The 26,798-nt window shown below is 70.7% G+C and carries 23 protein-coding genes; 13 read left to right on the top strand and 10 right to left on the bottom strand.

The genetic code is table 11. The features are described from left to right. Nucleotides 1-37: 37 nt before the first annotated feature. Nucleotides 38-3,400, top strand: coding sequence for a signal peptidase I (locus JOD54_RS26035; protein WP_204454130.1), 3,363 nt, complete (start codon nucleotides 38-40; stop codon nucleotides 3,398-3,400). Here JOD54_RS26035 and JOD54_RS26030 read toward each other — a convergent pair. Continuing rightward, nucleotides 3,357-3,920 (bottom strand): hypothetical protein, encoded by a 564-nt coding sequence (locus JOD54_RS26030; protein ID WP_204454127.1) that lies wholly within the window; start codon nucleotides 3,918-3,920, stop codon nucleotides 3,357-3,359. The two genes, JOD54_RS26035 and JOD54_RS26030, sit on opposite strands and share 44 nt — an antisense overlap. 408 nt (nucleotides 3,921-4,328) lie before the next feature. Between JOD54_RS26030 and JOD54_RS26025 the strand changes: the two genes are divergently transcribed. Further along, entirely contained in the window at nucleotides 4,329-4,478 is a 150-nt protein-coding gene (locus JOD54_RS26025; protein ID WP_204454125.1) for a hypothetical protein, read from the top strand. A gap of 524 nt (nucleotides 4,479-5,002) precedes the next feature. Here the strand turns inward: JOD54_RS26025 and JOD54_RS26020 are convergent. Next, nucleotides 5,003-5,500, bottom strand: coding sequence for a hypothetical protein (locus JOD54_RS26020; RefSeq protein ID WP_204454123.1), 498 nt, complete (start codon nucleotides 5,498-5,500; stop codon nucleotides 5,003-5,005). Nucleotides 5,501-5,751: 251 nt separating this feature from the next. Here JOD54_RS26020 and JOD54_RS26015 point away from each other — a divergent pair, with 251 nt between their 5' ends. Further along, complete coding sequence (locus JOD54_RS26015; RefSeq protein WP_204454120.1) at nucleotides 5,752-6,549, top strand: helix-turn-helix domain-containing protein; 798 nt, start codon at nucleotides 5,752-5,754, stop codon at nucleotides 6,547-6,549. Nucleotides 6,550-6,566: 17 nt separating this feature from the next. Here JOD54_RS26015 and JOD54_RS26010 read toward each other — a convergent pair whose 3' ends face one another. Further along, nucleotides 6,567-6,950: a nuclear transport factor 2 family protein gene (locus JOD54_RS26010; RefSeq protein ID WP_307860277.1), complete on the bottom strand. Its 384-nt coding sequence runs from the start codon at nucleotides 6,948-6,950 to the stop codon at nucleotides 6,567-6,569. 144 nt (nucleotides 6,951-7,094) lie between these two features. Next, the gene (locus JOD54_RS26005; RefSeq protein ID WP_204454114.1) at nucleotides 7,095-8,483 is read right to left on the bottom strand and encodes a lamin tail domain-containing protein; all 1,389 of its coding nucleotides are present in this window, start codon (nucleotides 8,481-8,483) and stop codon (nucleotides 7,095-7,097) included. Nucleotides 8,484-8,820: 337 nt separating this feature from the next. On the opposite strand from JOD54_RS26005, the gene JOD54_RS26000 reads away from it, so the two are divergent. Both JOD54_RS26000 and JOD54_RS25995 read left to right on the top strand, forming a co-directional pair. Beyond that, nucleotides 8,821-10,515 (top strand): choice-of-anchor P family protein, encoded by a 1,695-nt coding sequence (locus tag JOD54_RS26000; RefSeq protein ID WP_204454104.1) that lies wholly within the window; start codon nucleotides 8,821-8,823, stop codon nucleotides 10,513-10,515. 76 nt (nucleotides 10,516-10,591) lie between these two features. Next, a complete protein-coding gene (locus JOD54_RS25995; protein WP_204454098.1) occupies nucleotides 10,592-10,960 on the top strand; it encodes a tetratricopeptide repeat protein in 369 nt (122 codons plus the stop codon). A gap of 3 nt (nucleotides 10,961-10,963) precedes the next feature. Here the strand turns inward: JOD54_RS25995 and JOD54_RS25990 are convergent, their stop codons facing one another. The 3 genes from JOD54_RS25990 to JOD54_RS25980 are packed head-to-tail and all read right to left on the bottom strand — an operon-like array spanning nucleotide 10,964 to nucleotide 14,331. Beyond that, nucleotides 10,964-12,046 carry a hypothetical protein gene (locus tag JOD54_RS25990; protein ID WP_204454094.1) on the bottom strand — a complete coding sequence of 361 codons (1,083 nt, stop codon included), beginning with the start codon at nucleotides 12,044-12,046 and terminating at the stop codon, nucleotides 10,964-10,966. A gap of 24 nt (nucleotides 12,047-12,070) precedes the next feature. Beyond that, entirely contained in the window at nucleotides 12,071-13,348 is a 1,278-nt protein-coding gene (locus JOD54_RS25985) for a M20 family metallo-hydrolase (RefSeq protein WP_204454090.1), read from the bottom strand. After that, nucleotides 13,348-14,331, bottom strand: coding sequence for a pyridoxal-phosphate dependent enzyme (locus JOD54_RS25980; RefSeq protein ID WP_204454088.1), 984 nt, complete (start codon nucleotides 14,329-14,331; stop codon nucleotides 13,348-13,350). The genes JOD54_RS25985 and JOD54_RS25980 overlap by 1 nt, the downstream gene beginning before the upstream one ends. 89 nt (nucleotides 14,332-14,420) lie before the next feature. On the opposite strand from JOD54_RS25980, the gene JOD54_RS25975 reads away from it, so the two are divergent. After that, nucleotides 14,421-15,287 (top strand): LysR family transcriptional regulator, encoded by an 867-nt coding sequence (locus JOD54_RS25975; protein ID WP_204454086.1) that lies wholly within the window; start codon nucleotides 14,421-14,423, stop codon nucleotides 15,285-15,287. A 1-nt stretch (nucleotide 15,288) separates the two neighbouring features. Here JOD54_RS25975 and JOD54_RS25970 read toward each other — a convergent pair whose 3' ends face one another. Next, on the bottom strand, nucleotides 15,289-16,173 hold the full coding sequence (locus JOD54_RS25970; protein ID WP_204454083.1) for a sugar ABC transporter substrate-binding protein: 885 nt from the start codon (nucleotides 16,171-16,173) through the stop codon (nucleotides 15,289-15,291). 259 nt (nucleotides 16,174-16,432) lie between these two features. Here JOD54_RS25970 and JOD54_RS25965 point away from each other — a divergent pair, with 259 nt between their 5' ends. From JOD54_RS25965 to JOD54_RS25940, 6 genes are all read left to right on the top strand, one after another. Continuing rightward, nucleotides 16,433-17,467 (top strand): DUF6081 family protein, encoded by a 1,035-nt coding sequence (locus JOD54_RS25965; RefSeq protein WP_204454081.1) that lies wholly within the window; start codon nucleotides 16,433-16,435, stop codon nucleotides 17,465-17,467. Between the two features lie 90 nt (nucleotides 17,468-17,557). Continuing rightward, nucleotides 17,558-17,815: a DUF3040 domain-containing protein gene (locus JOD54_RS25960; protein ID WP_204454079.1), complete on the top strand. Its 258-nt coding sequence runs from the start codon at nucleotides 17,558-17,560 to the stop codon at nucleotides 17,813-17,815. A gap of 47 nt (nucleotides 17,816-17,862) precedes the next feature. Next, on the top strand, nucleotides 17,863-18,000 hold the full coding sequence (locus JOD54_RS25955) for a hypothetical protein (RefSeq protein ID WP_204454077.1): 138 nt from the start codon (nucleotides 17,863-17,865) through the stop codon (nucleotides 17,998-18,000). Between the two features lie 110 nt (nucleotides 18,001-18,110). Continuing rightward, the gene (locus tag JOD54_RS25950; RefSeq protein WP_204454075.1) at nucleotides 18,111-19,349 is read left to right on the top strand and encodes an ABC transporter substrate-binding protein; all 1,239 of its coding nucleotides are present in this window, start codon (nucleotides 18,111-18,113) and stop codon (nucleotides 19,347-19,349) included. After that, complete coding sequence (locus JOD54_RS25945) at nucleotides 19,346-20,239, top strand: carbohydrate ABC transporter permease (protein ID WP_204454073.1); 894 nt, start codon at nucleotides 19,346-19,348, stop codon at nucleotides 20,237-20,239. Before JOD54_RS25950 ends, JOD54_RS25945 begins: the two co-directional genes overlap by 4 nt. Next, complete coding sequence (locus tag JOD54_RS25940) at nucleotides 20,239-20,997, top strand: carbohydrate ABC transporter permease (protein ID WP_204454071.1); 759 nt, start codon at nucleotides 20,239-20,241, stop codon at nucleotides 20,995-20,997. The genes JOD54_RS25945 and JOD54_RS25940 overlap by 1 nt, the downstream gene beginning before the upstream one ends. 4 nt (nucleotides 20,998-21,001) lie before the next feature. Here JOD54_RS25940 and JOD54_RS25935 read toward each other — a convergent pair whose 3' ends face one another. Then, nucleotides 21,002-22,351 carry an FAD-dependent oxidoreductase gene (locus JOD54_RS25935; protein ID WP_204454068.1) on the bottom strand — a complete coding sequence of 450 codons (1,350 nt, stop codon included), beginning with the start codon at nucleotides 22,349-22,351 and terminating at the stop codon, nucleotides 21,002-21,004. A 123-nt stretch (nucleotides 22,352-22,474) separates the two neighbouring features. Here JOD54_RS25935 and JOD54_RS34680 point away from each other — a divergent pair, with 123 nt between their 5' ends. Beyond that, nucleotides 22,475-25,954 (top strand): NACHT domain-containing protein, encoded by a 3,480-nt coding sequence (locus JOD54_RS34680; RefSeq protein WP_239573509.1) that lies wholly within the window; start codon nucleotides 22,475-22,477, stop codon nucleotides 25,952-25,954. Here JOD54_RS34680 and JOD54_RS25925 read toward each other — a convergent pair. Continuing rightward, nucleotides 25,948-26,673, bottom strand: coding sequence for a galactose-binding domain-containing protein (locus tag JOD54_RS25925; RefSeq protein ID WP_204454066.1), 726 nt, complete (start codon nucleotides 26,671-26,673; stop codon nucleotides 25,948-25,950). The genes JOD54_RS34680 and JOD54_RS25925 overlap by 7 nt on opposite strands. Between the last annotated feature and the right edge of the window lie 125 nt (nucleotides 26,674-26,798).

The following is a 26,798-nucleotide window of genomic DNA, read 5'->3' as shown; positions in this document are numbered from 1 at the left end:
GGCTCGGCCCGTCTCGGGTGGGATCCGTGGTGTCGTGATGAGCCGGGAGAACGTGCGTCGACGACGGTGGGGTTGGGCCAAGGCCCTGCCCGGCTACCTCGCGGGCTCGGTGCTCTCCGGCCTGTTCTGGCTGGTCGCCTGGTGCGTGCTGCCCTCGGTCCTGTCCTGGCACTCCTACGTCGTGCTGTCCGGGTCGATGGCCCCCGCCATCCGCACCGGCGACGTCGTCGTGGTGGGCGACCTGCTCACCGACCACCCCGTGCCGGGCGCGGTCATCGCGTTCGACGACCCCGCCCGGCACGGCAAGGTGCTGATGCACCGGGTCCTCAAGGTCAACGACGACTCCACCCTCATCACCAAGGGCGACGCCAACGCCGACGCCGACAGCACCCCGGTCAGCGTCGAGTCGGTGCACGGCCAGGGGCGCCTGCGGGTGCCCTGGGTCGGCCTGCCCGCGCACTGGGCGCGGGTCGGGGACTGGCTGTCGCTCGGGTTGGCCGTGCTGGTCCTCGTCGGGCTCGCCGCTCTCGCGTGGTGGCGGCCGGGCCAACAACCACCCCGGCGGCCGCCGCCGCGGGGACCCCGGCACGCGGTGGGCCGTGGCTCGACCGCGCGCCGGATCATCACCGTCTCAGCCGTGGGCATGCTGCTGTTCGTTTCGACGAACGGCGGCTTCGCCGGTTGGGCGACCTCCACAACGACCTCGGGCAACGCCCTGGGGTCGTCGGCGACGTTCCCCACCTACTCGGCGTCGGTCACCGGTGACAGCCCACTGCTGTACCACCGGTCGGACGACGCCGCCTCGTCGTCGGCGACCAGCACCGCGGCCGACTCCTCGGGCAACAGCAGGCCGGGGCAGTACAACATGCCCACGAACGGCCCCTACACGCACTGGCGCTTCGACGAGGGGACGGGCACCAACGCGGGTGACTCCTCCGGCGGGGTCAACACCGGCGTGCTCACCAACGGGCCGACCTGGTCGACCGGGGTGATGGGCGCCGCCGTGACCATGGACGGGGTCAACGACCGCGTCATCAGCACGACCAACTCGCCGGTCGCGACCGACACCAGCTTCTCCGCGTCGATCTGGGTCAAGACCACCTCGGCGAGCGGGACCGCGGTCGCCTTCACCCAGCAGGGCGCCAACACCGGTGCCTGGTACCTCTACCAGCAGGGCGGCAAGTGGCGCTTCGGCCTGCCCCGCAGCGACGCCTCCAGCGGCACCGAGGACTACGCGCAGTCGACCACCTCGACCGCCGCCAGCACCTGGGTGCACCTCGTCGGCGTCTACGACGACCCGGGCAACGCGATCCGGATCTACGTCAACGGCTCCCTGGAGACCTCGACGACCCGCTCCGACTCGTACGAGTGGAAGGCGACGAGCTCGTTGGTCGCGGGCGGCATCTACCGGGGCGGCAGCTGGCTCTACCCGTGGTCGGGTCAGCTCGACGACGCCCGGATCTACCAGCGTGCCCTGGGCGCCAGCGAGATCAGCGGCATCTACGACGCCGCGTCCGCCCCGAACGCCCAGTACAACCTGGAGCAGTCCGGCACCTCCGCCACCGACAGCGGGCCTTACGGCTACAACGGCACCCTGCAGAACGGCGCGACCTGGAACACCACCGGCCGCACCGGGCGCTCGCTCACCCTCGACGGCGTCGACGACTACGTCAGCGCGTCCACCTTCACCGTGCGCACCGACACCAGCTTCACCGCGGCGGCCTGGGTCTACATCAGCAGCGCGGGCGGTGTGGACCGGACGCTGCTGGCCAAGGACGGCACGAACGTGAACGCGTTCGCGCTGTCCTACATCCCCGCCACGACCAAGTACGCCTTCACCATGCCCGCTTCCGACACGACCGGAGCGTCCACGGTCCGGGTGTCGTCCAGTTCGAGTGCCATCGCCAACGCGTGGACCTACGTGGTGGGGGTCTGGGACGCGGTCAACGGGCAGATGAAGATCTACCTCAACGGCGCGCTCGAGGGCACGACCAGCCGCAGCGGCGGCTGGAACGGCACCGGGCAGTTGTCGATCGGCCGCGGCTACAGCGGCAGCGCGGGCGTGCAGTACTGGCCGGGGCGGATCGACGAGGTGCAGCTCTACAACCGGGTGCTGACCGCGGCCGAGGTCGACGACATCTACACCCGGCCCAGCATGGACTGGCAGTACGACGACAACCTGGCCACCACCGTGTCCGACTCCTCCGGCAACGGCAACTACGGCACCATGAACAACGTCCAGTGGTCCGACACCTCGGTCTCCGGTACGTCCGGCTACTTCGACGGGTCGAGCAGCTGGACGGTCAGCCAGGCGGCGTCGCTGCGCACCGACGAGAGCTTCACCGTGTCCGGGTGGGCCTACCTGACCACCCCCAACGGCGACCGCAGCATCGTCGCGCAGCAGGGTTCCGTCGGCAGCGGCTACCTGCTCGGCGCCGACATCGCCTCGACGAGGTGGTGCTTCCGCATCCCCCGCACGGACGCGAACTCCCCGACCTACGACGCCGTCTACAGCCAGGCCATCGCCCAGCAGAACGGGTGGTACCACATCGTCGGCGTGTACCAGGCGGGCGCGGAGACCTTGCGCCTGTACGTCAACGCTGTCCTGCAGGACAGCGCCACACGCGGTGGCACGCCGTGGAACGCCACCGGAACCGTCCAGGTCGGACGCGCGCTGCGCAGCGGTTCGCAGATGGACTACTTCTACGGCTACCTCGACAAGGTCCGCACCATCCAGGCGGCACTGTCCACCGCCCAGGTCCAGGACCTCTACAGCGAGGGTTCCCCGCCGCCGCCCACCCTGCCGGTCGCCGGTGCGCTGTCCCCGATGACGGCGGGGCAGCCGGGAGCGCTGCAGGGTGCCCAGCAGGGGCAGACCTCGAGCACCGCGGTCGCGTTCAACGGCACGTCCAACGCGGCCAACCTGACCAGCTTCAGCAACCCGTCGTCGTTCACCGTGGAGACCTGGTTCAAGACCTCGAGCCCGTGGGGCGGTCTCATCGCGGGTTTCTACAACACGGTCAGCACGAGCAGCACCAGCCGCGACCGGGTGGTCTACCTGGACAAGAACGGCAAGCTCGTGTTCGCGGTCAACCCGTCCACGATCAAGTCGATCACCTCGACCTCGTCCTACAACGACGGGACCTGGCACCACGTGGCCGCCAGCCTCGGCTCCGGGGGCATGAAGCTCTACGTCGACGGCAACCTGGTGGCCCAGGACGCCACCACCACGACCGCCCAGAACTTCACCGGCTACTGGCGCTGGGGCGGCGGCGGGCTGCCCAACTACCCCAACCGCCCGCTCAGCGACTACCTGGTCGGCACCATCGACGAGTACGCGGTGTTCGGCAGCCAGCTCACCGACGCCCAGGTCCGCCGCCACTACCACGCCAACCACTGATCACCCCGAAGGGCAGGTAGGCGTCGGTGGGCAGCGTGTCCGCCCACTCCTCGACCACGACGACCTCCGGGGTGTCATCATCGGTGACGCCGATCGTGGCCCTGGCCAGGCCAGGGGGCGGGGTGGTGCGCAGGCGCAGGCTTTCCCGCCGCGCCAGGCCGTGCGCGGCGACCAGGTCCAGGACCGGGAGGCGGTGCGCTGTCCACGACCTCGCCGCCCGGTCGGTGTGGGTGATGGTGTGGCGGATCTCCGTCAGGGACCGGTCGCGTTCGATGGTGGGGACGAGGGTGTCCACGGCGGCGCGGGCGGTGCTCGCGATGGTGTCCACATAGTGGTCGCGGGCGGTGCGGCTGGCCCACAGGGACTGCAGGAACAGCACCGGTTCGGTGGGGGAGCGCAGCACGGCGAACCGGATCAGACCCTCGACGCGCGGCATGGCCGAAAGCGCCCCTCGCGCCGCCGCCGCCGCGTCCGCCGCGGTCGGCAGCCGCCACCAGCTGTTGATGCTCGCTTCTGTCATGCCCCCACCCTGAACTCTCCACCAAGGTAGAGGTCAAGCCGTCAACCGGCTGATTCCCGCGACCGCGGCGCCCGCGACCGGGGGTGGTCGGCGATGACCGGGTCTGTCCACAAGGGACCTGTGGTTGGACTCCGCCCGTGGACGACCACGGCATCGACCTGATCCTCGCCGGACCGCCGAGCGAGCTCGCCTTCCGCGCGCTCTGCGCGGCGATCGACCGCGCGGACGACCCGCCGGAACTGATCGCCAGGTGCGCGCGAGGGCTTGCCGCGTGGCCGGATTCGGTGCGGAAGGCGCCTTGGTCGTCCAGTGGATGCCGGACATCGGCAACACCTTGGGCGCTCTCACCGACTCCTTGGCGCACTGGCCGGACCTGCGCACCGTCCGCGCCGAGGGCCTCAGCCGAGGGTGCTCGCCAAGTTCGCCGACCACGAGGCGGCCCGCAGGATCGAGTCGTTGTCCCTGGTCCGGCTCGGCACGCCAGGCCCGTACTCCGATCACCCCCCGCGTTCCGCCCCCGCGCGGGACGGCCTTGGCGGCTGCGGCACAGCGCGGTGACCGCCGGAGCTCGCCCGACTGGAGCGGCTCGGGATCGGGTTCCGCTGCGGGTTCAACGGGCAGTGCCCGCTGTGGGAGCCGTTCGCGGGCAACGTCATCGAGGAAGACAACGACGCGTGCGCGGCGTTCTTCGCCCGCGCCGACCTCTCCGGCTTGCGTGAGCTGACCCTGTGCGGCACCGAGCTGCTCCTCGGTCGGCACGGCATCGGCGCCCGCGGGGTCGAGGCCGTCCTCGCCAGCGGGGTGCTCAGCAGGCTGACCGCGTTGACGCTCGAACTCCTGCCCATCGGCGACGCGACCATCGCCGAGGTGGTCGGGGCCCTCGACCACGAACGCATCGAGAACCTGACGCTCGCGGATCTCGTCGCCACGCACCGGACTGCGGACGTTCACCGCCGCGGGCGCGTTCCCCCGGCTGCGCCACCTCGACCTGAGCCGCAACCACCTCGACGAGCGCGGGGCGACCCTGCTCGCCGACGAGGTCGACCTCCCCGCCTTGGAGCGCCTCGACCTGAGCGGGCCTGTCAGCCGTGGGCGAGTAGTTCCAGGCCCACGACCACGGCGCCCAGGGCGAGTTCGGCGAACAGCACGATCAGCCGCTGCCACGCGGGGAGTCGGACCCGCCTGGCCGCGAGGTAGCCGATGGCCGCCAGCGACACCACCAGCGCGATGGTCGAGGCCCGCAGCGCCGCCTCGACCTGCCAGACCCCGAGCGCGGCCAGGCCGAGGAACACGAACGGCAGGGTGACCGCGCCGAGCGCACCCACGCTGATCCGCACCATCCGGCCGAGTTGCCCCCGGTCCGGCAGCGCGGCGTGCACCGCGATGTGCGACACGACATCGGCCACCAGGACCGCGAGCAGCGTGCCGAGCACCGTGATCAGCAGCACCACGGCGGCGTCGCCCGCGGACTCGGCGTGCGAGCGCAGTGCCAGCACCACGGCCAACGCGGTGAACGTCAGGTACACGCGTTCTTTGAGTTGCGCCGCCCGCTCGTCGGCGGGCACGTCGTTCTCGATCACCGCACCAGGCTAGTTCGCTGCCCTCTCGCAGGCAGCCGCCTACCATTTCGTGCTCTTTTGGACCCGCTATACGCTATGAGCTATCAAGATAATGGCTAGTGGGCGTGGGGGAAGGGTCGGGGTGTGGGCTGGGGGCGGAAGGGTGCGGAGGACGGCGTGGTTCGGGGGTGGGGTTGTGGGGGGATCCGCCGGTTGGGGACGTGCCCCCGCAAGGCACCTGGAGGGGCGGGGGCGACGTAGGATCGGGGGTGATGACCCAGTCAGCGACGCGGGGTTCGGCCATCGGGGACCTCATCCGGCAGTGGCGCAGAGATCGCAACGTCAGCCAGCTCGACCTGGCCGCCGAGGCGGGCGTGTCGACCCGCCACCTCAGCTTCGTCGAGACCGGGCGGTCCGCGCCCAGCCGCGACATGGTGCTGCGGCTGGCCGAGCACCTCGACGTCCCGTTGCGGGACCGCAACCGCTTGCTCCTGGCGGCGGGCTACGCGCCCGCCTACACCGAGACCCCGCTCGACACCGCCCGCCTGCGGGTGGTGCGCGCCGCCATTCGCAGGGTCCTCGACAGCCACGACCCGTTCCCGGCGTTCGCCGTGGACGCCTGCTGGAACCTGGTCGACGCCAACGCGAGCGTCGCGTTGCTCACCCGGGGGGCTCCGCCGGAGCTGCTGGCGGAACCGTTCAACGTGTTGCGGTACAGCCTGCACCCGAGGGGGCTGGCCGCTCGAATGCTGAACCTGGCGCAATGGCGAAAGCACGTGCTCACCACGGTCGAACGGCAATTGAAGGTCGGCGCCACCGGAAACGGCGAATTGGCCGCCCTGCACCGGGAGCTGCTCGCCTTTCCGGACACCAATCAGCTCGGGGAGTCGGAGCCGGATGAGTCCACCGATGTTTTCGTGCCGCTGAGACTGCTGCACGAGGGCGTGGAGTTGTCGTTCTTCAGCACGGTCACGACGTTCGGCACGCCGCGCGACATCACCGTGGACGAGGTGCACGTCGAGAACTTCTACCCGGCGGACGAGACCACGGAGAAGTACCTGCGGCGCTGAGCCCGGGCGGGAACAGGTCAGGCGGGGACCTTGTCGAGGAAGCCGAACACGCTCTGGATCCGGCCGTCGGCGTTCAGCGCGACCACGTCGAACCCGACCACCAGCGGCTCCGCGCCCGCGGTCGGCACCAGTTCCCAGGTGAACCTGGCGATGTTGTGGTGGGCGTCGAAGACGGCGCCGCGGACGAAGCGCATCCCGGTGAACTGGGCCTGGGCGTGCGCGATGACCTGGTCGATCTTCTCCCACCCCGTCGCGGTGACCAGCGGGTCGGTGTACCCGCCGTCCTCGGCCCAGAGGTCCTCGACCATTTCCCGGCGAGAGGTCGCGTCGGTCCGGTTCCACACGGCGAGGTAGGCGTCGACCACGAGGTGCGCGTCGACCACGGTGTTGATTTCGCTCACGGAACAATTCTCCTGACGTTGTTCTCCGGCCCGGTGCCGGTGTTGTCGCCGAGTCTTGTGGAATGGGCGTCCCGTGTCGATTACCCCGGAGGTAATTTCCCGGCGTGCGGCGAATCGGAATCCACCGCGCGCCGGGCCGGGTGATCAGCAGTTGATGGTGCCCTTGCGCAGCGCGTGGCTGCTGGTGTTGCTGTCGTCGGCCCAGTAGACCGGCTTCGAGCCACCAACGCACTCGGCGGCGCTCGCCACGGCGAAGCCCTCGTTGTTCAGGTTCGCCATGCCGCTGGGGCGGTTGTAGGCGGCGGTCGCGGCGAAGACACCGGAGGAGTTGATCCGGAAGGTGCGGTGCTCACCGTCGCAGGTGTCGTCGCAGACCACCCAGAGGCGGCTGGCCTGGGGCTCCCACTGCAGTTCCATGACCCCGTCGAGGCCGCTGGCGATCGACGCGATCCGGGTGGCGGTGCCGGAGTCCTGCAGGACGTAGCCGTACACCGTGGCCGTGCCCTCGACGCCGAGGAAGAACACGCCCGCGGTGTGCGCGCCGTAGAGGCTCGGGTTGTAGGCGGCGCCGGTGGACTCGTCTCGGAAACCGGCGGCGGTGAGGGCGGAGTCGGGGACCCAGGTGATCGCCTCGAAGCCGAGGTTGCCGCCGACCGACGGCAGACCGGAGGTCAGGTTCCACTCCTTGGTGGCGGTCAGCGTGCCGCCGGACCCGCTGACGTCGTACTTGAGCACCGACAGCCTGCTCGAGCCCGACCCGTTGCGCTCGCTGGCCACGAACACCCCGGCCGAGGAGCCCGAGCCGGTGACCGTCACACCCTCGCTGTCGGGGGCGCCGGTCCCGCCGGGGAACCGCAGCGCCTTACCGGAGAGCCACCCGGTGTCCGGCTTCCAGCCGCCGGTCCCGTTGGGGACCAGCCGCCACAGCTTGCCGGAGTTCTGCGCGCCCCACAGCACACCGCCCTCCAAGTACAGGCCGCTGAGGTCGGAGCCGAACACGCCGGAGGCATCGGCGTTGGACACCGAGCCGCTGCCCGGCCACGCCGTGGCGGCGACGCAGTCGTTGAGCGCGCCGAGGGTCAGGGCCGCCTCGCGGAGGGCGCCGGTGCCGTCGGCGCAGCGGGACCAGGACGGGTCGGAGTGGCTGGTCCAGCTGACGCTGTCGACGAGGGTGGTGCCGTTGGCGAGGTAGAGCCGCGCGTCGTCGTCGGAGCCGAGGCCGAACTTGTCGTGCACGTCGAAGGCCCGCGCCGCGCCGGGGGCGAGCGCGGTGCCCGCCGGGATCGTGAAGGACGAGCTGTTGTTGTCGTCCTTGAGGACCCAGCCGGAGATGTCGGCGGTCGTGGTGCCCTTGTTGTAGAGCTCGATCGAGTCGTTGACGCCGCCGGTGGTCACCACCTCGTTGATCCGGACGTCGTCGGCGGGGGCGGCGTGCGCCTGGGGCGCGCCGAGCACCAGCGCGCCGAGCACCACGGGGCTGAGTCCGACGGCGATGGCCCGCGGGCGTAGCCGGGAAACGCGTGCGTGAGTCACGAGATCCGTCCTCGAGGTCGATCCGGCAGGGCCACTCGACCTTCCCGACACCGACCCAACGGGCCGCCTCCCGGACATGATCTTCGTGTGAACGGTCCGCGAACGGGCCCGGCGGCGGTCACCCGCTCGCCGAGCGCCACCCGACCGGGTCCTCGAAGAGAGCAACGCGACCGGCGTCCGCCACCGCCGCTGTGCCCGTGGCGGGTGGTCCCGGGTGAACGTGGTCCCCGGTGGGGTGAGCACTGTCCACCTGGTGCAACCAGCGTCCGGCGCGGCGCGATGAACTCCCTCGGACCGGTTCGGCTGGTCCGTTTCCGACGCTTTGGGAGGTTCTGCCGTGGACGTCTCTCGTCGTTCGGGCCGCAGGTGGGGTGCGGCGGTCGCGGTGGCTCTGGTGAGCCTGCCCGGTGTGGTCGCCCTGGCCACACCCGCCGTCGCGGCGCCCGCGGCGCAGCCGGGGGTTCCGTCGGCGCCGACCGTGGTGTTCGAGGAGAATTTCGAGAACGGCCAAGGCGCCGCGGTCACCTGGGTCGACGACTACACCGGGCCTGGGCCGCTGGCGCAGACGTACACGGCGGACCCCGCGTGGTTGACCGCGTGCAACGGCATCGTCGCGTCCCGGCTGAACCAGGCGAACGACCCGCCGGGCGCCGGGTGCTTCGGGTGGTGGCCGAGGGTGAAGGACCTGGCCGGGGATTTGGGGGACTGGGCGGACGGCACCGGCGCGACCAACCACGCGGTCACGGCCTACACGCACCAGGACCCGGGCGCCGGGAAGGTCCAACTGCAGACCGTCGCGCCGATCCCGTTGTCGGCGGCGAACCGGTTCGTGTCGTTCTCCGTGGACGTCGCCGAGCAGAACTGCCACGGCGCCAACGCCAGGTACGCCTTCTACCTGCTCGACGGCGGCACGGCGGTCCCCGCGTTCCAGCGGCCGATCGTGCCCTGCGTCGACGCGACCACGGTGGTCAACGGGACATCGCTGGGCACGTTCCACAGCGACGCCCCGGTGCTGTTCTCCGGCACGTCGGTCGGGGTGCGACTGGTGAACGACCAGGCAAGCGGCAACGGCAACGACGGCGCGTTCGACAACCTGAGGGTGCTGGACGTGACGCCGCGGCTGGACGTGGCGTACGCGGCGGAGCCGGTGGAGGTCGGGACCACCACGGCGCTGACGCTCACCGTGACCAACACGAGTGAGTTGAGCACCAAGGCGGGCTGGTCGTTCCGGGTGAACCTCCCACCGGGCTTGGGCGCCGCCACGACGGCCACCGACACGACGTGCGCCGACCCGGTGTTCGGGACCAGCGGCTCGACCAACCTCCACACCACGGCCACGTTGCCCGCAGGCGCGGCGTCGTGCACGGTCACCATCCCGGTTCGACCGGAAACCGTTGGTACATATAGGACTTGCGCCGGTGATGTGACCTCTCTAGTTGGTCTGGACCCGCCTTCGTGCTCCACCCTGCGCGTCGTCGGCCCGGCGTACACCTTCGACGCGCACGCCCACGCGGCCCGCGTGTCGACCCTGCTCGGCCCCCTGCCGCCCATCGCACCCGCCGACCTGACCTGCACCACCACACCCGGCTCCGACAGTGACACCCTCGCCGACGCGCCGCTCCCGCCGATCGGCACCTCCGCCGTGATCGCCGACGACGCGGTCGCCACGGTTGACGCCAATGGCCTGCGCACCGCCCGCGCTACAACGCACACAGCCGCCGCCAACCTCCTCGGCGGCCTGATCACCGCCGACGAACTCCGCTCAGAAGCGGTGGCGACCACCACCCCGACCGGGGCGATCGCCGTGACCGGCACCAGCACCCTGTCCAACCTCCGCATCGCGGGCCGACTGATCGTGCCGACGACATCGATCAACATCAGCATCCCGCTGGTAGGCACCGTCACGACCAACGAGCAGATCAGGCGCCCCAACGGAATCACGGTGAACGCCCTCCACATCAGACTGCTAGCAGGCACCGACATCATCGTCGGCCACGCCCGCGCCGCCTTGGGCCCGCCCTGCGGGACCTGACGCCCCTGGACGTGGCCAGCCGACACGGCTGGCCACGTCCAGAGGGGACCGGTGGGGCGGAGGTTAGGCTCCCCGCATGATGGCTGAAGACCAGCTAGCCGAGGCGTTGCGATTGGCGGACACGCTCACCGGTTACGAGGACGAGAGCGCGATCGAGCAGCTGGTCGAGACCCTGCTGCGGGCCGCGGCTAAGCAGGGGCACGTTCGGGCCATGGCGGAGTTGGGGGCGTTCCTGTGGCACGTTCGCGGGGATGAAGACGACGCCCGGCCGTGGTTGGTGCGGGCGGCTGAGGCTGGGGAGGGGGACTCGATGAACCTGCTCGGTGACATCCACGACTTCCTGGGTGACGGCGATGAGGCGCTGCGCTGGTACGAGGCGGGCGCCGCGGCCGGTGATCCGCACGCGGTCGACAACCTGGCCGCGCTCCGGACCCTCGGCCACTGACCGCTACCGGCAGGCGATGTCGGGGCGGCACCAGGAGAGCTCGGCGCCGAGTTGGGTGTAGGCGGTGATGCCGTCGGAGAAGTAGACCAGGGACAGGCGTTCGCCCGCGGCGATCTCGGGGGTAGTGCTGGCAACGACGTCCGCGGTGGCCTTCTGGTCCAGTATGGACAGCAGGCGGATCGTCGCCGTGCCGGAGCCGGTGGTCCAGGTGGCGGTGCCGTCCTGGGCGATGGTCAGGGTTCCCGCTCCTCGCCACGTGCCGACCAGGCTGGCCTCGGCGGGGGAGCGCAGGGTGGCGCACCGCGCGCTCGGGGTCGACGGGTGCCAGGTCGAGCTGGCCAGATCGGCGCAGTAGGACGCGCTGACGCCGGTGGTGGCGGTGGTGCGGAACGGGCGGCCGTTGTCGTCGACCACCGTTTCGCCGCGGCGGTCGCCGGAGGTCCAGGTGACGCGCAGGCGCCACTCGACGTCGTCGGTCGAGACGTTCGGGGTGATCAGGAACTGCTCGACCTCGGACTCGTTGACCTGGAACGGGAAACTCGGCGCGGGCACCTTCTCGCCGCTGCTGCGCCCGGGCAGGCCGATCGCCGCCGCGGTGGGCTTGTTCAGGTCCACTCCGAAACTGCGTGGCTTGACGTCACCCTCGCATGGCGTTTGCAACCACACCCCGCTCATCGCAGGTCGCCGTGACACCACTTCTACCCGCATCGACTGCAGCACGACCGCGGCCGATGTCGACCCCTGCAGCGTCACCGCGACCTGCCCCTGGTCGGCCTGCACGGATCCCTCCGGCCGGTCGACCACCGTCACAGGCCCTGCGGGCGGCGGCACCACCCAACCGCCCGCGCACCTGCCAGGCCCCACCGCGACCACCGCACGCAACTCCGGTTCGGGCTCGGACCGCGTCAGCACAACCACGGTCAGTGCCACGACAGCCGCCGCCACACCGATCAGCGCCACTCGCGCCCACACCGGCAGAGCGATCCCGCTCGAGTGCATCGTCACCGGCCCGGTGATCGTCCCGGCCTGCACCACCTGCCCGTCGACCCGCCCCGACACGCTGTTCCTCGTCTTCCGAGCTGCCACCAGGAACCTCCAACCCCGAGATCCCTAGATGATCGCACCTGCCCCGCTTTGAGGTTGGTTGGCCAGGCGGAGTACGGCGTTGGCCAGGACGTCTGTGCCGTTGGCGCAGGCCGTGGGGGTGGAGTACTCGCGCGGGGTGTGGCTGATTCCACCGTTTTCGCCTGCGACGAACACCATCGCGGTGGGGCAGATCGCGGCGATTTCCTGGGCGTCGTGGCCTGCTCCCGACATCGCTCGGACGTAGGGCAGGCCGAGGTCTTCTGCGGTGGCGGCCAAGAGGTCCTGGATTCCTGTGTCGAACGGGACGACCGCGGTCTTGGCCATGCGTTCCCAAGCTGCCGTGACGCCGTGGTGGGTGGCGGTCGAAGCGACGTATGCGGCGATGTGTTGTTCGGCGGCGGTCATCAGGGCGTCGTCGGGGTTGCGCAGGTCGAGGGTGATGGTCGCTTCGTGCGGGACGACGTTGGTCTGGCCCTCGCCGAGGGTGAAGTTGCCGACGGTGGCGCGCAGTTGGCCGAACTCGCCGCTGTCGCACATCCGGCGGGCCTCGACCACGACCAGTGCGGCGACCAGGCCCGCGTCATGGCGCGCGGAGATCGGGGTGGTGCCCGCGTGGGCCGCCTCGCCGCGCAGGGTGAGGCGCTGCCACGAGATGGACTGCACGCCCTCGACGATGCCGATGTCGACGCCCGCGTCGGCCAGGATCGGGCCCTGCTCGATGTGGCATTCGATGTAGGCGTGGGGCACGGGACGCCGTTCGTGGGCGTCGCCGTCGAACCCGATGCGGACGAGTTCGTCGGCCACCGTCTTGCCGTCGGCGTCGGTGAGCTTGTGGGCGTGGTCGAGCGGGATGCGCCCGGCGGTCACCGCGGACCCGAGCATGTCGGTGCCGAACCGGACGCCCTCCTCTTCCGTGAAGAACCCGACCTCGATGTCGCGCAGGGTCTCGATTCCCGCGTCGTTGAGGGTGCGCATCACCTCGATGCCACCGAGGACGCCGAGGGTGCCGTCGAACGCGCCACCGGTGGCCACCGTGTCGATGTGGGACCCCATCAGCACGCACGGCAGCGACGGGTCCCGCCCCGGTCGGGTCGCGTAGACGTTGCCGATCCGGTCGACCCGCACCCGCAACCCGGCCTCGACCATCCACGCCACGCACCGGCGGCGCGCCTCGGCGTCCGCGTCGGTCAGGGCGAGGCGGCGCACCCCGCGCAGCCCGGTGGCCGCGTCGTCGTAGGCGCCGATCTCCTTGAGCTCCACCAGGGTGGACCACAGCCGGTCCCTGTTGATCCGGACGGTCATCAGCCGCGTCCTTCCGTGCTGAGCAGGACGACAACGGCGTCCGCTGGGAGGTCGATCCGCCGGGCACCCGCGAGGGTCGCCGCACCGCTGGGGCCGGAAGAGATGCCGAGCTCGCGGAGATCGCCGACGGCGCGCAGCGCTTCGGCGTCGCTGACGACCGTGGCCCTGTCACATCCCGCGCGCAACACCGGCCACGCCGCGCTGGACACGGTGCCGCAGTTGAGTCCCGCCATCACCGTCGCCCCCGTGGGCACGGTGACCGGCTCATCGGCGGTCAGGCTCGCGAGCAGGCACGCGGCGGTGTCGGGCTCGACGGACAGGACGCTGGCGTGCGGGACGCCCGGCTGCCGGTAGTGCCGCACAACGGCTTCGGCCAGCGACCCGACACCGACCGGGACGACCACCAGGTCCGGCGTCACCTCGGCGTCGATCTCGCGGAGCAACGTCTCGTAGCCCTCGACGATCCACCCCGGCACTTGCTCGTACCCGTCCCAGGCCATGTCCTGCACCAACGCCCGGTCCGCCCGCGCGTCGGCGAACTCGGCGGCTTCTTTCACCGCCGCGTCGTAGTCACCACCGACCCGCAGGACTCGCGCGCCTTCGGTGGCGATGCGGTCGGCGGTCTGCTGGAGCATCACATCGGGGACGAACACCGTTGCCCCGACACCGAAGTGAGTCGCCATACGGGCGACCGCGCGGCCGTGGTTGCCGTCGGTCGCGGTCACCAACTCGGCGCCGGGGTGCTGCCGGAGGACCTGCGCGCACGCCCAGGACGCGCCGAGCACCTTGAACGCGGGCAACCCCAACCGCGACGACTCGTCCTTCACCAGCACCCGCGCGACACCGAGCTCGGCCGCGATCTCGGGGACGCTGACCAACGGCGTGGGGGCGTACCCCGGTAGCGACCGGTGGAAGGCGCCCGCCGCTGTGGACACAACCGGGCCGATCCAGTCCCGAGCGGCTGGTGAGTAGTAGGACGTCATGGCGTCCATCGTCGTCCGGTGGACACAACAGGTCCAGTGCGGATAGATGGCCGATAATGCTAAGCAGATCCGATGGTTTGGGAGGTGCTGTGCTCGATCTCCGACGTCTGCGGTTGCTGCGCGAACTCGCCCGCCGCGGCACCATCGCTGCCGTCGCGGAAGCCCTGTCCTACAGCGCTTCCGCGGTGTCGCAACAGCTGTCCACTTTGGAGAAGGAGGCCGGGGTCCAGCTGCTCGAGCCGGTGGGTCGCCGGGTTCGGCTGACCGCGCAGGCGGAGGTCCTCGTGGCGCACGCGGAGGTGTTGCTCGAGGAAGTGGAGCGGGCTGAGGCGGCGCTCGCGCGGTCCCAGCACGAAACCGTCGGCACGCTGCGGGTCGCCGCGTTCCAGACCGCCGTGCTCACCCTCGTGCCCACCGCGCTCACCCGGTTGCTGCGGCAGCACCCCGGGCTGCGCGTCGAGGTGACCGAACTGGAGTCCGAGGTGGCCCTCCCGGCGCTGATCGCGGGCGAGTTCGACGTCGTGCTCGGTGAGGAGTACCCCGGGCACCCGCTGCCCCGGCTGCGGGAAACCGAACGCCAGGACCTGTTCGCCGACGAGCTCCGGTTGGTGGTCCCGTCCGCGTGGCGCGAGCGCTCACTGCCCCGCCTGGCGGCGCGGCCGTTCGTGATGGAGCCCGACGGCACCACCGCACGGGAGTGGTCAACCGCAGAGTGCCGCCGAGCCGGCTTCGAACCCGACGTCCGCTACACCTCGACCGACCTGCGGATCCACCTGCGGTTCGTCGAACACGGCCTGGCCGCCGCCCTACTGCCCGCCCTCTCCGGCGCCTCCGACCACCCCGCGACCACCACCCGCCGCCTCCCCGGCGCCCCCGCCCGCACCCTCTTCACCACCACCCGCCGCAGCGCGGGGAACCACCCCAAGATCCAGGCGTTCACGGCCGCCCTCAGGTGACTCAACGGCCCGTCGAGGTCGATTCGCGGGTGCGGTTGAGGTGGACGACCGGCTCCAGGAAGGTCCGCGTCCGCACCGGCCGACCACCGAGGAGCCGGTGCATCAGGTCGACCGCCGCCTCGGCGATGGCGTACGAGTCCTGCACGACCGTGGCCCGCAACGGACTGTCCCCCGCGTCGATCAGCGCCAGCGCGTCAGCCGCCCCATCGACCCCGACGACGAAAACATCCTCCCGATCAGCCCACCGCAGCGCGTCCACCGCCCCGAGCGCCATCTCGTCGTTGGTGCCGAACACCGCGTCGAGCGGGCCGCGCCGGAGCCGGGCCCGCACGGAGTCCTGGGCGAGCGCCCTGGTGAACGCACAGGTGTCGTCCACCGAGACCCGCGTCCCCGGCAGTGCGGCCCGCAGCGCCTCCACGAACCCGTCCTGCCGTCCCGCGTGCTCGCGACTGGCCACGATGTGCACCGCCGACTCCGGCCCGGGCAGTACCCGCCCGACCCAGCGTCCCGCCGTCACTCCGATCTCCCGCGCCGAGTAGCCCACGAACGCGGTCACCGCCGGGTAGTCCTCCTCGCGCGTGAACGGCTCAACGTCGACGTACACCACCGGCCCGCCGAGCTCCGCGCTGAACTCGTGCAGCGCCGCCCCGAGCCGCGCGGGATCGGTCACCATCACGAACCCGCACCGGTCGTCCCCCCGCTGCGTGATGCCGCGCAACAACCGCCGGGTCCCCAGCACGTCGTAGTCGCGGTGCGGTGCCTTGAAGACCAGGTCGACGCCGTCCCGGTCGAGCACATCGTGCAGGTGCCCGATGAGCGTCCACAACCACGCCTTGTCGCGGAGGGCGGACACCACGAGGAACGCCCGCCGCGGTCCACCGATCATCAGGAGAGTATGCCCGCGCCCGCCTTGAGAGGGGGCGGGTTCGGGGTGGCCAGGAGTTCAAGATCGAACCGGCCTGAGTCGCCCCCGAATCCAGTGTAGTGGGGAGTGCTGGTCGGGTGTGGTTGTCGCGGGTTGGGGGTGTGGACAACTCCGGGAGACGGCGGCAATCGCGATCTTGGCCCTTGCCAGGGGGGCGCGTCTCTGGGCTATCGTGGGTGCAGAAACGGAATGGGTTCCGCTAAGGGGAAGGTGGTACCAGGTGTCCCTCCGCTCAACGGCAAAGCTCACCTCGGTCGTCCTCGCCATGGCGCTGGCGGCCACCGTCCCGGCCACCGCCGCCGCTACCGGTGGGTTCACGCTCGTCTGGGACGACTTCGACGACGGGTTCAGCAGTGCGAAGTGGGCTCCGTGGCCCGCTGAGGGCTTCCCGACCGGGGACGCCAGGCCGACCACGGCCAACGGGGTGCTCACCGTCGTGCCGACCGGGACCAACCCGAGGACCGGGGAGCCCGCGTTCCGGTTCACCACAGCTCCAGAGAGCCGGGGCGGCGGCGGTGATCTCGACCAGTTGAAGTGGATCACCACCGTCAACCACACCGCCAGCAGCGGGTTCCCCGGGTTCGACGCCACTCCCGGGCATCTGCTGACCTGTCGCACCACGCTTGCCGGGCGCACGTTCGGGGTGCGGGAGCACCCCTTCGGCGCTGCGGTGGCCAACCCGGACGGGGATCTGCGGCTGGCGGCGACCTCGACCGCGACGATCGACACCGAGACTCAGGTGGTGGCCGACTTCGTGCTCACCAACAACACGATCTACGCCATCTACGAGCGGCTCCCCGTCGCGGGCAAGGACCACGCCGCCTTCACCTACGCCGTCCCCGTGGCGAGCAGGCGGCCGGATCAGGTCCACGTCCTGGAGACCGTGCTGGACAACGCCGCTGGCGCGGTGGAATGGCGCGTTGACCGGCGCAGCGCGCTGCGGGTGGACAAGATCGGGCACCGGGTGCTCGACCGCAAGTACCTGCTGATGGACCTCGGCGGGCGCGAGGAGCACGTCCACCCCCGGCAGTTGGCCTGCGGGTTGGGCATGTTCACCTTCCTCGCCGGGTCCGTGAAGGGCAGCCCGGGGCTGGTCCGGATCTCCGACGCCCCCAACAAGTACTTCAACACCCTCAAGGGCGCGCCGACCCCGCAGACCTTCCTGGACAACGCCAGTCTGCCGTCGAACCGGCTGTGGGGGCAGGGTGCTCAGCTGAAGGTCGACAGCGTGGTGGTGCTGTCCACGCCGAAGTAGGCGCGGGTGCGGCGGGTTTCACCACCGCGAACCCGGGGCACCTCTGCTGCACGAGCCGGTGAGGGTGGTGGAGTGATGGGTCCTCGGGGGTTGAGCGACTACGAACAGCGCCAGTTGGCCGCGATCGAGCAGCGCCTGGGTCAGGACGACCCGGACATCGTGGGCAAGTTCCGGCGGGCCGCGAACCGGTCGCCGCGCGGGATCCGGGGCAGGCGCGGGTTCGCCGCGGCCGCGGCGTTCCTGGCGCCGGTCGGGCTGCTGATCGGGGTGCCGCTGCTGGTGATCTGCGCGATGGCCGGGTCGGTGCTGTTCCTGCTCGCCCCGGGACGTGACCAAGATCAAAAGTGACCGGGGTCAACGTTTGGGGTACCGGTGCCCCTTGGTACATCAGGCACATGTCTTTCACTGGTGTTGCCAACCCGCGCCGTACCCGTCTCATCGACCTGCAGGCCGACCACGCGCCTGAGCCCGCCCCGCAGACCCCCGACACCGCGACCGACACCGCGGCACCGGAGGTCTCCGGGCAGGGCTGAGTACCCCTTTTCCGCCGGGAGGGACCTCGGGGGTCCTCCTGGTGGGAAAAGTCGACAGAAGATCACCGGGGTTCGACAATCTTCCTCAGGACGAGTCTGGGGAGGGTGCCATGGGCGCGCGGGTCGATCGCCGGTCGTTCCTGGTGGCGGCGGGGTTGTTGGGGCTGGCCGGGTGCGGGTCCGACACCGGCAGGGGCGGAGCCGCTGACGGCCCACTTCGGCACTGGTACCACGCGTACGGGGAAGACGGCGTCCAAGACGCCGTTCGCCGTTACGCCGCCGCCTATCCGGGGGCGAAGGTCGAGGTGCAGTGGAACCCCGGCGACTACGACTCGAAGATCGTCACCGCGCTGCGCGCAGGCGCCGTGCCGGACATCTTCGAGGCGCAGGTCAAGGTCGACTGGGTGCGGCAGAAGCAGGTCGTGCCGCTCGACGACCTGCTCGGGGACACCCGCGACGACTTCGTGCGAACCTTGCTGGACTCCCAGACCGTCGACGGCGCGCTCTACGGCATCCCGCAGGCCATCGACACCCAGGTCCTCTACTACCGGCGGAGCCTGCTGGAAAAGGCGGGCATCGCCCCGCCGCGCACCGTGGACGAGTTGGTCGACGCGACCAAGCGCCTCACGGCGAGCGGCGTGAAAGGCCTGTTCGCGGGCAACGACGGCGGTGTCGGGGTGCTGACCGCGCCGCTGCTGTGGTCGGCGGGCCTGGATTTCCTGTCCCAGGACGGCAAAGCGCCCGGTTTCGACGACCCGCGCGCGGCCACCGCGTTCGGCAAGCTGCGCGACCTCAACTCCAGCCTGCTGCTCGGCGCACCCACCGACTGGTCCGATCCCGGCGCGTTCGTCGACGGTCTCGCCGCGATGCAGTGGACCGGGCTGTGGAACCTGCCGAAGATCGTCGCCGCGCACGGAGACGACGTGGGTGTGCTGCCGTTCCCGCGTCTGGACGCCTCGGGCGCCGAGTCGGTGCCGGTCGGCGCCTACAGCGCGATGGTGAACGCGCGCAGCGCCGATGTCGTCGCGGCCAAGGCGTACGTGAAGTGGTTGTGGGTCGACAAGGCCGACCACCAAACCGAGTTCGCCACCGCCTTCGGTGCGCACCTGCCTGCCCGCAAGTCCCTTGCCGCCCAAGCCGAACCGTTGCGTGATGGCCCTGGCAAGGAGATCGTCGAGTTCGTCACCCGCAGCGGCCGCATCGCCAGCCCCGCCCGCTGGTCGTCGCGCGCCAACACCGCCCTGTCCGACGCGGTGTCGCGGATCGCCAGGCAGGGCGCGGATCCGGCGGGGGAGTTGCGGGCGGCGCTGGAGGTGGCGCGGGACGAGATCGCCCGGTTGGACCGGTGACCCGGCGCCGCACCGCGCTCACGTTCTGGCTGTTCGTCGGACCGTTCGCCCTGGGGCTGCTGGCTTTCACCTATGTCCCGATCGTCTGGAGCGCCTACCTCAGCTTCTTCGACGCGCGCGACACCGTCACACCAACGGAGTTCGTCGGCGTCGCGAACTACTTGGATGTGCTCACCGATCGCGCGTTCCTCGACAGCATCGGCACGTTCACCGTCTTCGCTGCGTTCATCATCCCGACCACCGTCGCCCTCTCGCTCACGCTCGCCTTGCTGGTCAACCAGATCCGGGTCGCGCGCGCGTTCTTCCGGTCGGTGTACTTCCTGCCGTTCGCCTGCTCTTACGTGGTCGCGTCGCTGGTGTGGAAGATGTCGCTGTTCTCCGGAGTGGACAGTGGGGTCGCGAACACCGTGCTCGGGTGGTTCGGCGGGGAATCCCAGGCGTGGATCGGAACGGTTGACCCGCCGCTGTACTGGGTCGTGCTGATCACCGCCCGGCTGTGGCTGCAGCTGGGGTTCTACATGATCCTGTTCCTCGCCGCGCTGCAACGGATCCCGGAGCACCTGTACGAAGCCGCGTGGATCGACGGTGCGGCGCCGGGGTGGCAGACCTTCCGGCACATCACGCTGCCCGGCCTGCGGGGCGCGTTGATCGCCGTGCTCACGTTGAACCTGATCAACGCTTACCAGGCGTTCGACGAGTTCTACAACATCCTCGGCGACTCGCGCGGCTACCCGCCGTTCGCCCGACCGCCCTTGGTGTACCTGTACTACACCTCGCTCGGTTCCGGGGGCCAGGATCTGGGTCGGGGCAGTGCGGGCGCGATCGTGCTCGCCTTGGTGATCGCGCTGGCGACGCTGCTGTCCGGTCGGCTGTTGCGGAGGGCGAACTGATGCGGTCGGTCGCGCGCTGGACGGCTGTGGCTGTGACGGCAGTGCTGTTCCTGCTGCCGTTCGCGGTGCTCTTGCGCGAGGGGTGGTCGGCGCTGGGGCAGGTGTTCGACGACCGGGATGTCCCGTTCGTCCTCAGCCTGCTGAACTCCACGGTTGTCGCCGTGGCCCAGACGGTCGGGCAGGTGGTTCTGTGCTCGCTGGCGGGGTACGGCCTCGCGCGGATCCCGTACCGGCACGCGCCCAAGGTCCTCTACGCGGTCGTCGCCACGTTGTTGGTGCCCGCCGCGGTCACGTTCGTGCCGGCCTTCGTGGTCGTGTCGAGCCTGGGCTGGCTCTCGGACCTGCGCGGCTTGGTGGTCCCCGGGTTGTTCAGCGCGGTGAACGTCTTCCTGTTCCGCCAGTACTTCCTTGACTTCCCGGTGCCGCTCGAGGAAGCCGGGCGGCTCGACGGGCTCTCCCGCTGGGGCGTCTACTGGCGCGTCGTGGTCCCGAACTCGACCGGTCCGCTCGCGGCGATCGCGGTGATCGACTTCATCGGCAGCTGGAACCAGTTCCTGTGGCCGCTGGTGATCGCCCAGGACTCCTCGACGTGGACCGTGCAGGTCGCCCTGTCGAGCCTGCTCACCGCCCAGAACCCGAGGATCCCGCTGCTGTTCGCCGCCGCCGCGGTGTCGCTGCTGCCGATCGTGCTGGTCTTCGTCGTGCTGCAGCGCTACCTCGTGCGCGGTGTCGCGGAAACCGGCCTGTCCGGCCGGTGACCGCTCACCCTTGGTGGGAGGCCCGCAGCATCTCCGACCGGGACACGACCTTGATCCGCTCCCGGCCGTGCGGCGCGCCAAGCGCCCGCTCGTAGGCGTCGAGGTTCTTCCAGCCCTGCCAGGTGGTGAACTCGATGCCGCGCTCGTTGAGGAACGCCACGACCGCGCGCGGATCCGGGTGCTGCGCCGGGCGCAGTGTGGGCGCGTCGGCCAGCAGCGAGGCCACGGTCTCCGACGAGCAGCCCTTGGTGTGCCCGATCAGGCCGATCGGGCCGCGCTTGATCCAGCCCGAGACGTAGGCGCCGGGCACCAGGTCGTCGTCCATGTCCAGCACCCGGCCCTGGCTGTGCGGAACGGTGCCGGACACGTGGTCGAACGGCAGGTCGGCCAGGTGCGAGGACAGGTACCCGACCGCCCGGTACACCGCCTGCACGTCCCAGTCGTGGAAGACGCCGGTGCCGCGGACGGTGCCGTCGCCGGTGAGCTCGGTGCGCTCCGTGCGCAGGCCGGTGACCTTGCCGTCGGCACCGAGGATCTCGGCGGGGGAGTGGAAGAAGTGCAGGTGCAGCCTGCGCGGGCGGGTCCCGACATCGCGGATCGCCCACTCCTGCAACGTCTTGACCACCATGTCGACCTGCTTGGACGCGCGGATCGCGGCCATGGAGCCCGCGTCGAACTCGATGTCCTCGGGGTCGACGACCACCTCGACGGTCGGCGAGTGGTCCAGCTCCCGCAGTTCCAGCGGGGTGAACTTGGCCTGCGCCGGGCCGCGCCTGCCGAACACGTGCACGTCGGTGACCGCGCTGGCGGCCAGGCCCGCGTGCACGTTGTCCGGGATCTCGGTGACCAGCATCTCCTCGGCCGACTTCGCCAGCACCCTGGCCACGTCCAGCGCCACGTTCCCGGCGCCGAGGACGGCCACCGACCGCGCGGTCAGCGGCCAGGTGCGGGCGACGTCCGGGTGCCCGTCGTACCAGGACACGAAGTCGGCGGCACCGTGGCTGCCGTCCAGATCCACCCCCGGCACCTGCAGCGGCCGGTCGGCCACCGCTCCCGTGGCGAACACCACGGCGTCGTAGAACTGGCGCAGCTCGTCGAGCTTGAGGTCGGTGCCGTAGTCGACGTTGCCGAACAGCCGCACCCCCGGCTTGTCCAGCACCCGGTGCAGCGCGTCCACGATGCCCTTGATCCGCGGGTGGTCCGGCGCGACCCCGTAGCGGATCAGGCCGAACGGCGCGGGCATCCGCTCGAAGAGGTCCACGCTGACGTGCGCGCCGGACTTGATGAGCGCGTCGACGGTGTAGATCCCGGCGGGACCCGCACCGACCACAGCGATGCGCAGCGGACGACTCACCAACAACTCCCCACTCCGGCGACACGGTACCGCCTCACAGTAAGGGAAGGCTTACCTAAGTTCGATGTGACCCCCGCTACTCGCCCCGGCGGGTTCGCTAGGGTGGGTCCACCAGGGGGTCTGATGGCGGACGCGCGCAACGAGATCACCGGTGGCCACTTCACCGGACCGGTCGTGCAGGCAGGCCGGATCGACAAGGTCGTCTTCGGCGGCGAGCCGGTCGACCACCCGCCACTGCGCGGGTGGGATCCCCTGCCGGAGATCACGCCCGCCCTGGTCGACCTGCTCGAAGCCCAGCGCGAGGCCGTCGACACCTTGCCGTACCGGCTGCTCGGGGTGCGCCGCCCCGAGTTGGCGAAGGTGTACGTGCAGCAGCGCATCCGGGTCCGCGAAGAACCCGACACCACCGGCCGGGGCTATCCCGCCGCGTCCGGGGACGGCACCGAGCGGCCCGTGTCCGCGGGCGAGGCGCTCGACCGCGGCGGCCACCTGGTCATCACCGGCGAACCCGGCGCGGGCAAGTCGACGCTGGGCAACATGTACGTGCAGCAGATCTGCGACTGCTGGCTCGGCGTGGAGGGCGCGCAGCCGCCGCTGAGCGAACCGGTGCTGCCGCTGCGGATCCCGGCCCGCGTCCTGGCCGAGGACCGGTCGTGGAGCGACCTGCTCGCCGCCGGGGTCGAGGACGCCGTCGGGCGGTTGCTCACCAGCGCGCCGGACCCGGCCCTGTTCGCCAAGCGCGCGTTCGGCGCCCGCTGGCTGGTGTTCATCGACGGGCTGGACGAGATCGCCGACCGCGCCACCCGGGAGCAGGTCGTGCGCGCCATCACCGCCCGCATGCGCCGCTCCGAGCACTACCGGATCGTGGTCACCACCCGCCCGCTGCCCGACGCCGAGATGGCCCCCTTCGACCAGGTCGGCGCCGACTCGTACACCATCCAGCCGTTCGGTGCGCTGGAGCTGGCCGAGTTCGCCAACGCCTGGTTCCGGGCGCAGAGCGCGCTGACCGCCCGCGCCCGCGCCGAGGCGTTCGTCAGCCAGGTGAGCGGCGGCAGGCTGCGCGAGCTGGTGCGCAACCCGTTGCTGGCCACCATCACCGCCATCGCGCACACCCTCGAACCCCACCGGGAACTGCCGCGCAGCACCGCCAGCCTCTACCAGCGCTTCATGGACTACCTGCTCACCGACGAGACCAGCGGGCGACGCACCCGCGACGAGTTGCGCCGCACCCTCGAACACACCCCGGACCGGCTCGCCCTCGCCATCTGGATGGACGACCACCGCGTCGACCTCATCGAGGCCTTGGCCGTGGTGCGCCTGGACACCGACACCCCGCTGTGGGACGCGGCCCGCGACTGGGTCCTCGCCAACCAGACCGCCGTGCCGCGGCCGCCCGCGGACTGGGAGGAGGACATGCGCGCGGTCCTGGCCAGCAGCGGCGTGTTCGTCCGCACCGAGGACACACTGCGCTTCTCCCACCAGTCCTTCGCCGAGTTCATCGCCGCCCGCAACCACGCCCGCGCCATCGACCCCGCTTTCACCGCGATGGACGATTGGATCGAGCGCGGCCTGCGCCCGTCCACACAGGACTACGCGCTGTTCACGTTCGTGCTGTGGGGAAGCCAGGGCAACGACCTCACCCTGGTGCTGCGCGAGCTGCTCGCCAAGGGAACCGACCACGTCGTCCTCGCGGGCAAGCTGCTGACCGGCGACCTCCCGGTCGACCGGGACATCACCACCGAGATCGTCGACCGCCTCGTCGACGCGCTGCTGCTCTCGCGCCTGGCTGAGGACCCGCAACGGTTGATGGCCAAGCTCCGCGGTGTGCTGGCCGCGATCGGGGTCCACCAAGACGTTGTCGTGCAACGGTTGCGTCGGGTGCGGGAGAACACCGACCTGGTGCCCTACATCCGGATCGAAGCCGTGGTCGCGGTGGGCGTGCTCGACGACCGGGATGCCGCACTCGCCTGGCTCGAAGATCAAGCCATCGGGGCCGAACCCGATGTCCTGCTGCACATCTGCGCCGGGATCGAAGCGCTGGAGGCCGACAGCGGACCCAGGATCGAACGGCTGGTGACCCGGCTGGCCAGCGGCTCGGCACCGGACTACGTGGTCACCATGGCGCACATCGCGATGCTCGCCGACGCCGAAAGGACGGCCGCGGCCGCCGAGTTGGCCACCGAGCTCGTCGCGGCGATCCGCGCGGATCCGCGCACCGCCGCCGATCCCGATGTGGTCCCGCGCCGCAGTTCGGCGGAGCCGGGAGTGCTGCGGTTCCGCGATTCCTGGGCGGACTGGGTCATCGACACCGGCACGCACACCTGGGCGGGGCTCGCCGAACTGCTGGGCCGGGTCGGCCTGAGCGAGGACGCCGCGTGGGCCGCGCGCAACGCACTGGCCGTCGACAGCACGGCGGACGAGTTCGCCGAGGCGGCGAGAGTCCTGCTGGCTGCGCAAGGGCGCGACGCGGTCGCCCTCTTGGTCGAGTCCGCCGCGACACGTCCGGCTGCCCACGTACTTGGCTGCGCCGAAGCGATCCGCGAGCACAGCCCCGAAGACGCCGCGGCACTGGCCAGGTCCTGCCTCAACCACTCGGTGGACGTGGCGGAGATGAGGCAGGCGGTCGCCCTCGTCCTTGCGGCCGGGACAGCACCGGAATCGCTTGTGGCAGAGGTGCTCGCGTGGCCCCTCTCGCTTGAACACCGCATGTTCTTCGGCGATGCCCTCGCCACGCGCGGACAGGCCGCCCTGGCCCGTCCGTTCTTGCGCGATCTGATCGCAGAGCCGTCGATGACGAAGTACGACTACTGGTGGGCGGTGCGCACGCTGCTGAAGGTCGGCGACGAGTCCGACCGGGCGATCGTGCTGGAGGACGCCCTGGGCAGGTCACCCGCCCTCATCGCGCAGGCGGCGCCTTTGCTGCACCGCGAAGGTATGTCCGACCAGGCGGCAGACCTGGTTCGGCGCGTGGTCGACGGCAAGCCCGAGCCGCGTGTTCTCCTGGAGGCGCACCTGGACTTCGGGTCGGACGCGCCTGAGCGCACGAGGGCGGACCTGCTTGACGCGGTACTCGCTCAGCTGCACCTCTGTTCCTGCGACGAACTTCGGAAGCTGGCGGCGGGCCTGCACGAAGACGGGCGGCACGACGAGGCGGCGGGCGTTTTCCGCAAGGCGCTCGGCTACGCCATGAACATCGAGGACAGCGCGCTGGCCGACATCGCCGAGTCCTGGCTGGAGGTCTATGGCGTGCGCGGCGCCGACGAGCTCGTGGTCGAGGTGCTCAAGCGAGACCTCCCCGCCCAACTCCGGCTCGATGTCGCGCGACAGGTCGCCGAGTTCGGCCTGCTACCGCAGGCGGTGCGGCTCTGGACCGACATCGCCGTGCACCACGGTCACCAGGCGGGATCGGGCATCGCCGCCGCCGAACTGCTTGTGCGTACCGGGCATAGGTCCACAGTGGATGAAGCGCTCGCGGACATGTTGGCGCAGGGCGGGTTCTCCGCTGCTGCACGGACGCGGTTGGGCGCGGTGCGGGCGTGGGTAGCCGCTACCGCGCAGGACCCGGGTGGGGGAGAACCCACCCGGGGCCGGGCGGATCAGTAGAGGAACACCTGGAGTTCGTTCACCCTGGTGTACTGCGGAGCGTGCGACGGACCGACCTTGGCCAGGACCCGCACGCCCCGGGTGGGCCTGGTGGGGAACCACGCGGTGACCGTGCTCTGCGTGTTGTAGTTGACGGACGCGACGGTGTCCCACCACTGCTCGTTCTGGTTGAGCACCTGCACGTCGAAGTCCCGCAGCTGGTACCCGTCGGTGGTGATCACAACGACCCGGCTGACCTGCTGCGGTAGCGCCCAGCGGACCTGCACCCACTCGGGGTTCGTGGTGGGCGAGCGGCCCTGGTCGTTGGTCCAGCTGTGCGCACAACCGAACTCGGAGCTGGTGTTGTTGTCGTTCACCCTGCCCGCCTCGTACCCGGGGGAGGCGGACGAACTCTGCGCCCAGCCCTCCAGGGCGAAGTTCACCCCCGGCCGCGGCGGCTGGGAGGGGAACGTCGGCCAGCTCGTCAGCATCGGTGACGGCGGCGCGGTCGTTGGGGTGGTTGGTGTTGGAGTGGTGGTGTAGGTGGTGTACGTCGTGCTGGTCGAGGGGCAGGGCGGGCGCGGGCTCGGTGTCGTGGGCGTCGTGGTCCCGGAGGCGCGCGCGGCGCCGGAGGTCGTCGGGTCTGGGGTGGCGGTCGCGGACGGGGTCAGCACCGCGAGCAGGGTGAGACCGGCGAGCGCGAGCGCGGCCGGGATGTGTCTCTTCGCGGGGAATCGCACGGATCAACCTCTCGGGTCAGGGAACCGGCGGTGAGCGGAATCTAGCGGACAAGATCACCCCTGGGCGCGGTTACCGTTTCCCAACCACCCGTACGGCCCGGTTTCGCTTGACCACCAACACTTCC

Origin of the sequence: Actinokineospora baliensis (assembly GCF_016907695.1) — a bacterium.
Taxonomy (GTDB): domain Bacteria; phylum Actinomycetota; class Actinomycetes; order Mycobacteriales; family Pseudonocardiaceae; genus Actinokineospora; species Actinokineospora baliensis.
Note: the sequence above shows the minus strand (reverse complement) of the source record. Positions and strands in the feature narration are given on the sequence as shown.

Excerpts from the sequence above, each read along its gene's own strand:
- JOD54_RS26035 (WP_204454130.1), top strand. The coding sequence starts at position 38 with ATGAGCCGGGAGAACGTGCGTCGACGACGGTGGGGTTGGGCCAAGGCC.
- JOD54_RS26030 (WP_204454127.1), bottom strand. The coding sequence starts at position 3,920 with ATGACAGAAGCGAGCATCAACAGCTGGTGGCGGCTGCCGACCGCGGCG.
- JOD54_RS26015 (WP_204454120.1), top strand. The coding sequence starts at position 5,752 with ATGACCCAGTCAGCGACGCGGGGTTCGGCCATCGGGGACCTCATCCGG.
- JOD54_RS25995 (WP_204454098.1), top strand. The coding sequence starts at position 10,592 with ATGATGGCTGAAGACCAGCTAGCCGAGGCGTTGCGATTGGCGGACACG.
- JOD54_RS25985 (WP_204454090.1), bottom strand. The coding sequence starts at position 13,348 with ATGACCGTCCGGATCAACAGGGACCGGCTGTGGTCCACCCTGGTGGAG.
- JOD54_RS25980 (WP_204454088.1), bottom strand. The coding sequence starts at position 14,331 with ATGACGTCCTACTACTCACCAGCCGCTCGGGACTGGATCGGCCCGGTT.
- JOD54_RS25970 (WP_204454083.1), bottom strand. The coding sequence starts at position 16,173 with ATGATCGGTGGACCGCGGCGGGCGTTCCTCGTGGTGTCCGCCCTCCGC.
- JOD54_RS25955 (WP_204454077.1), top strand. The coding sequence starts at position 17,863 with ATGTCTTTCACTGGTGTTGCCAACCCGCGCCGTACCCGTCTCATCGAC.
- JOD54_RS25950 (WP_204454075.1), top strand. The coding sequence starts at position 18,111 with ATGGGCGCGCGGGTCGATCGCCGGTCGTTCCTGGTGGCGGCGGGGTTG.
- JOD54_RS25940 (WP_204454071.1), top strand. The coding sequence starts at position 20,239 with ATGCGGTCGGTCGCGCGCTGGACGGCTGTGGCTGTGACGGCAGTGCTG.
- JOD54_RS34680 (WP_239573509.1), top strand. The coding sequence starts at position 22,475 with ATGGCGGACGCGCGCAACGAGATCACCGGTGGCCACTTCACCGGACCG.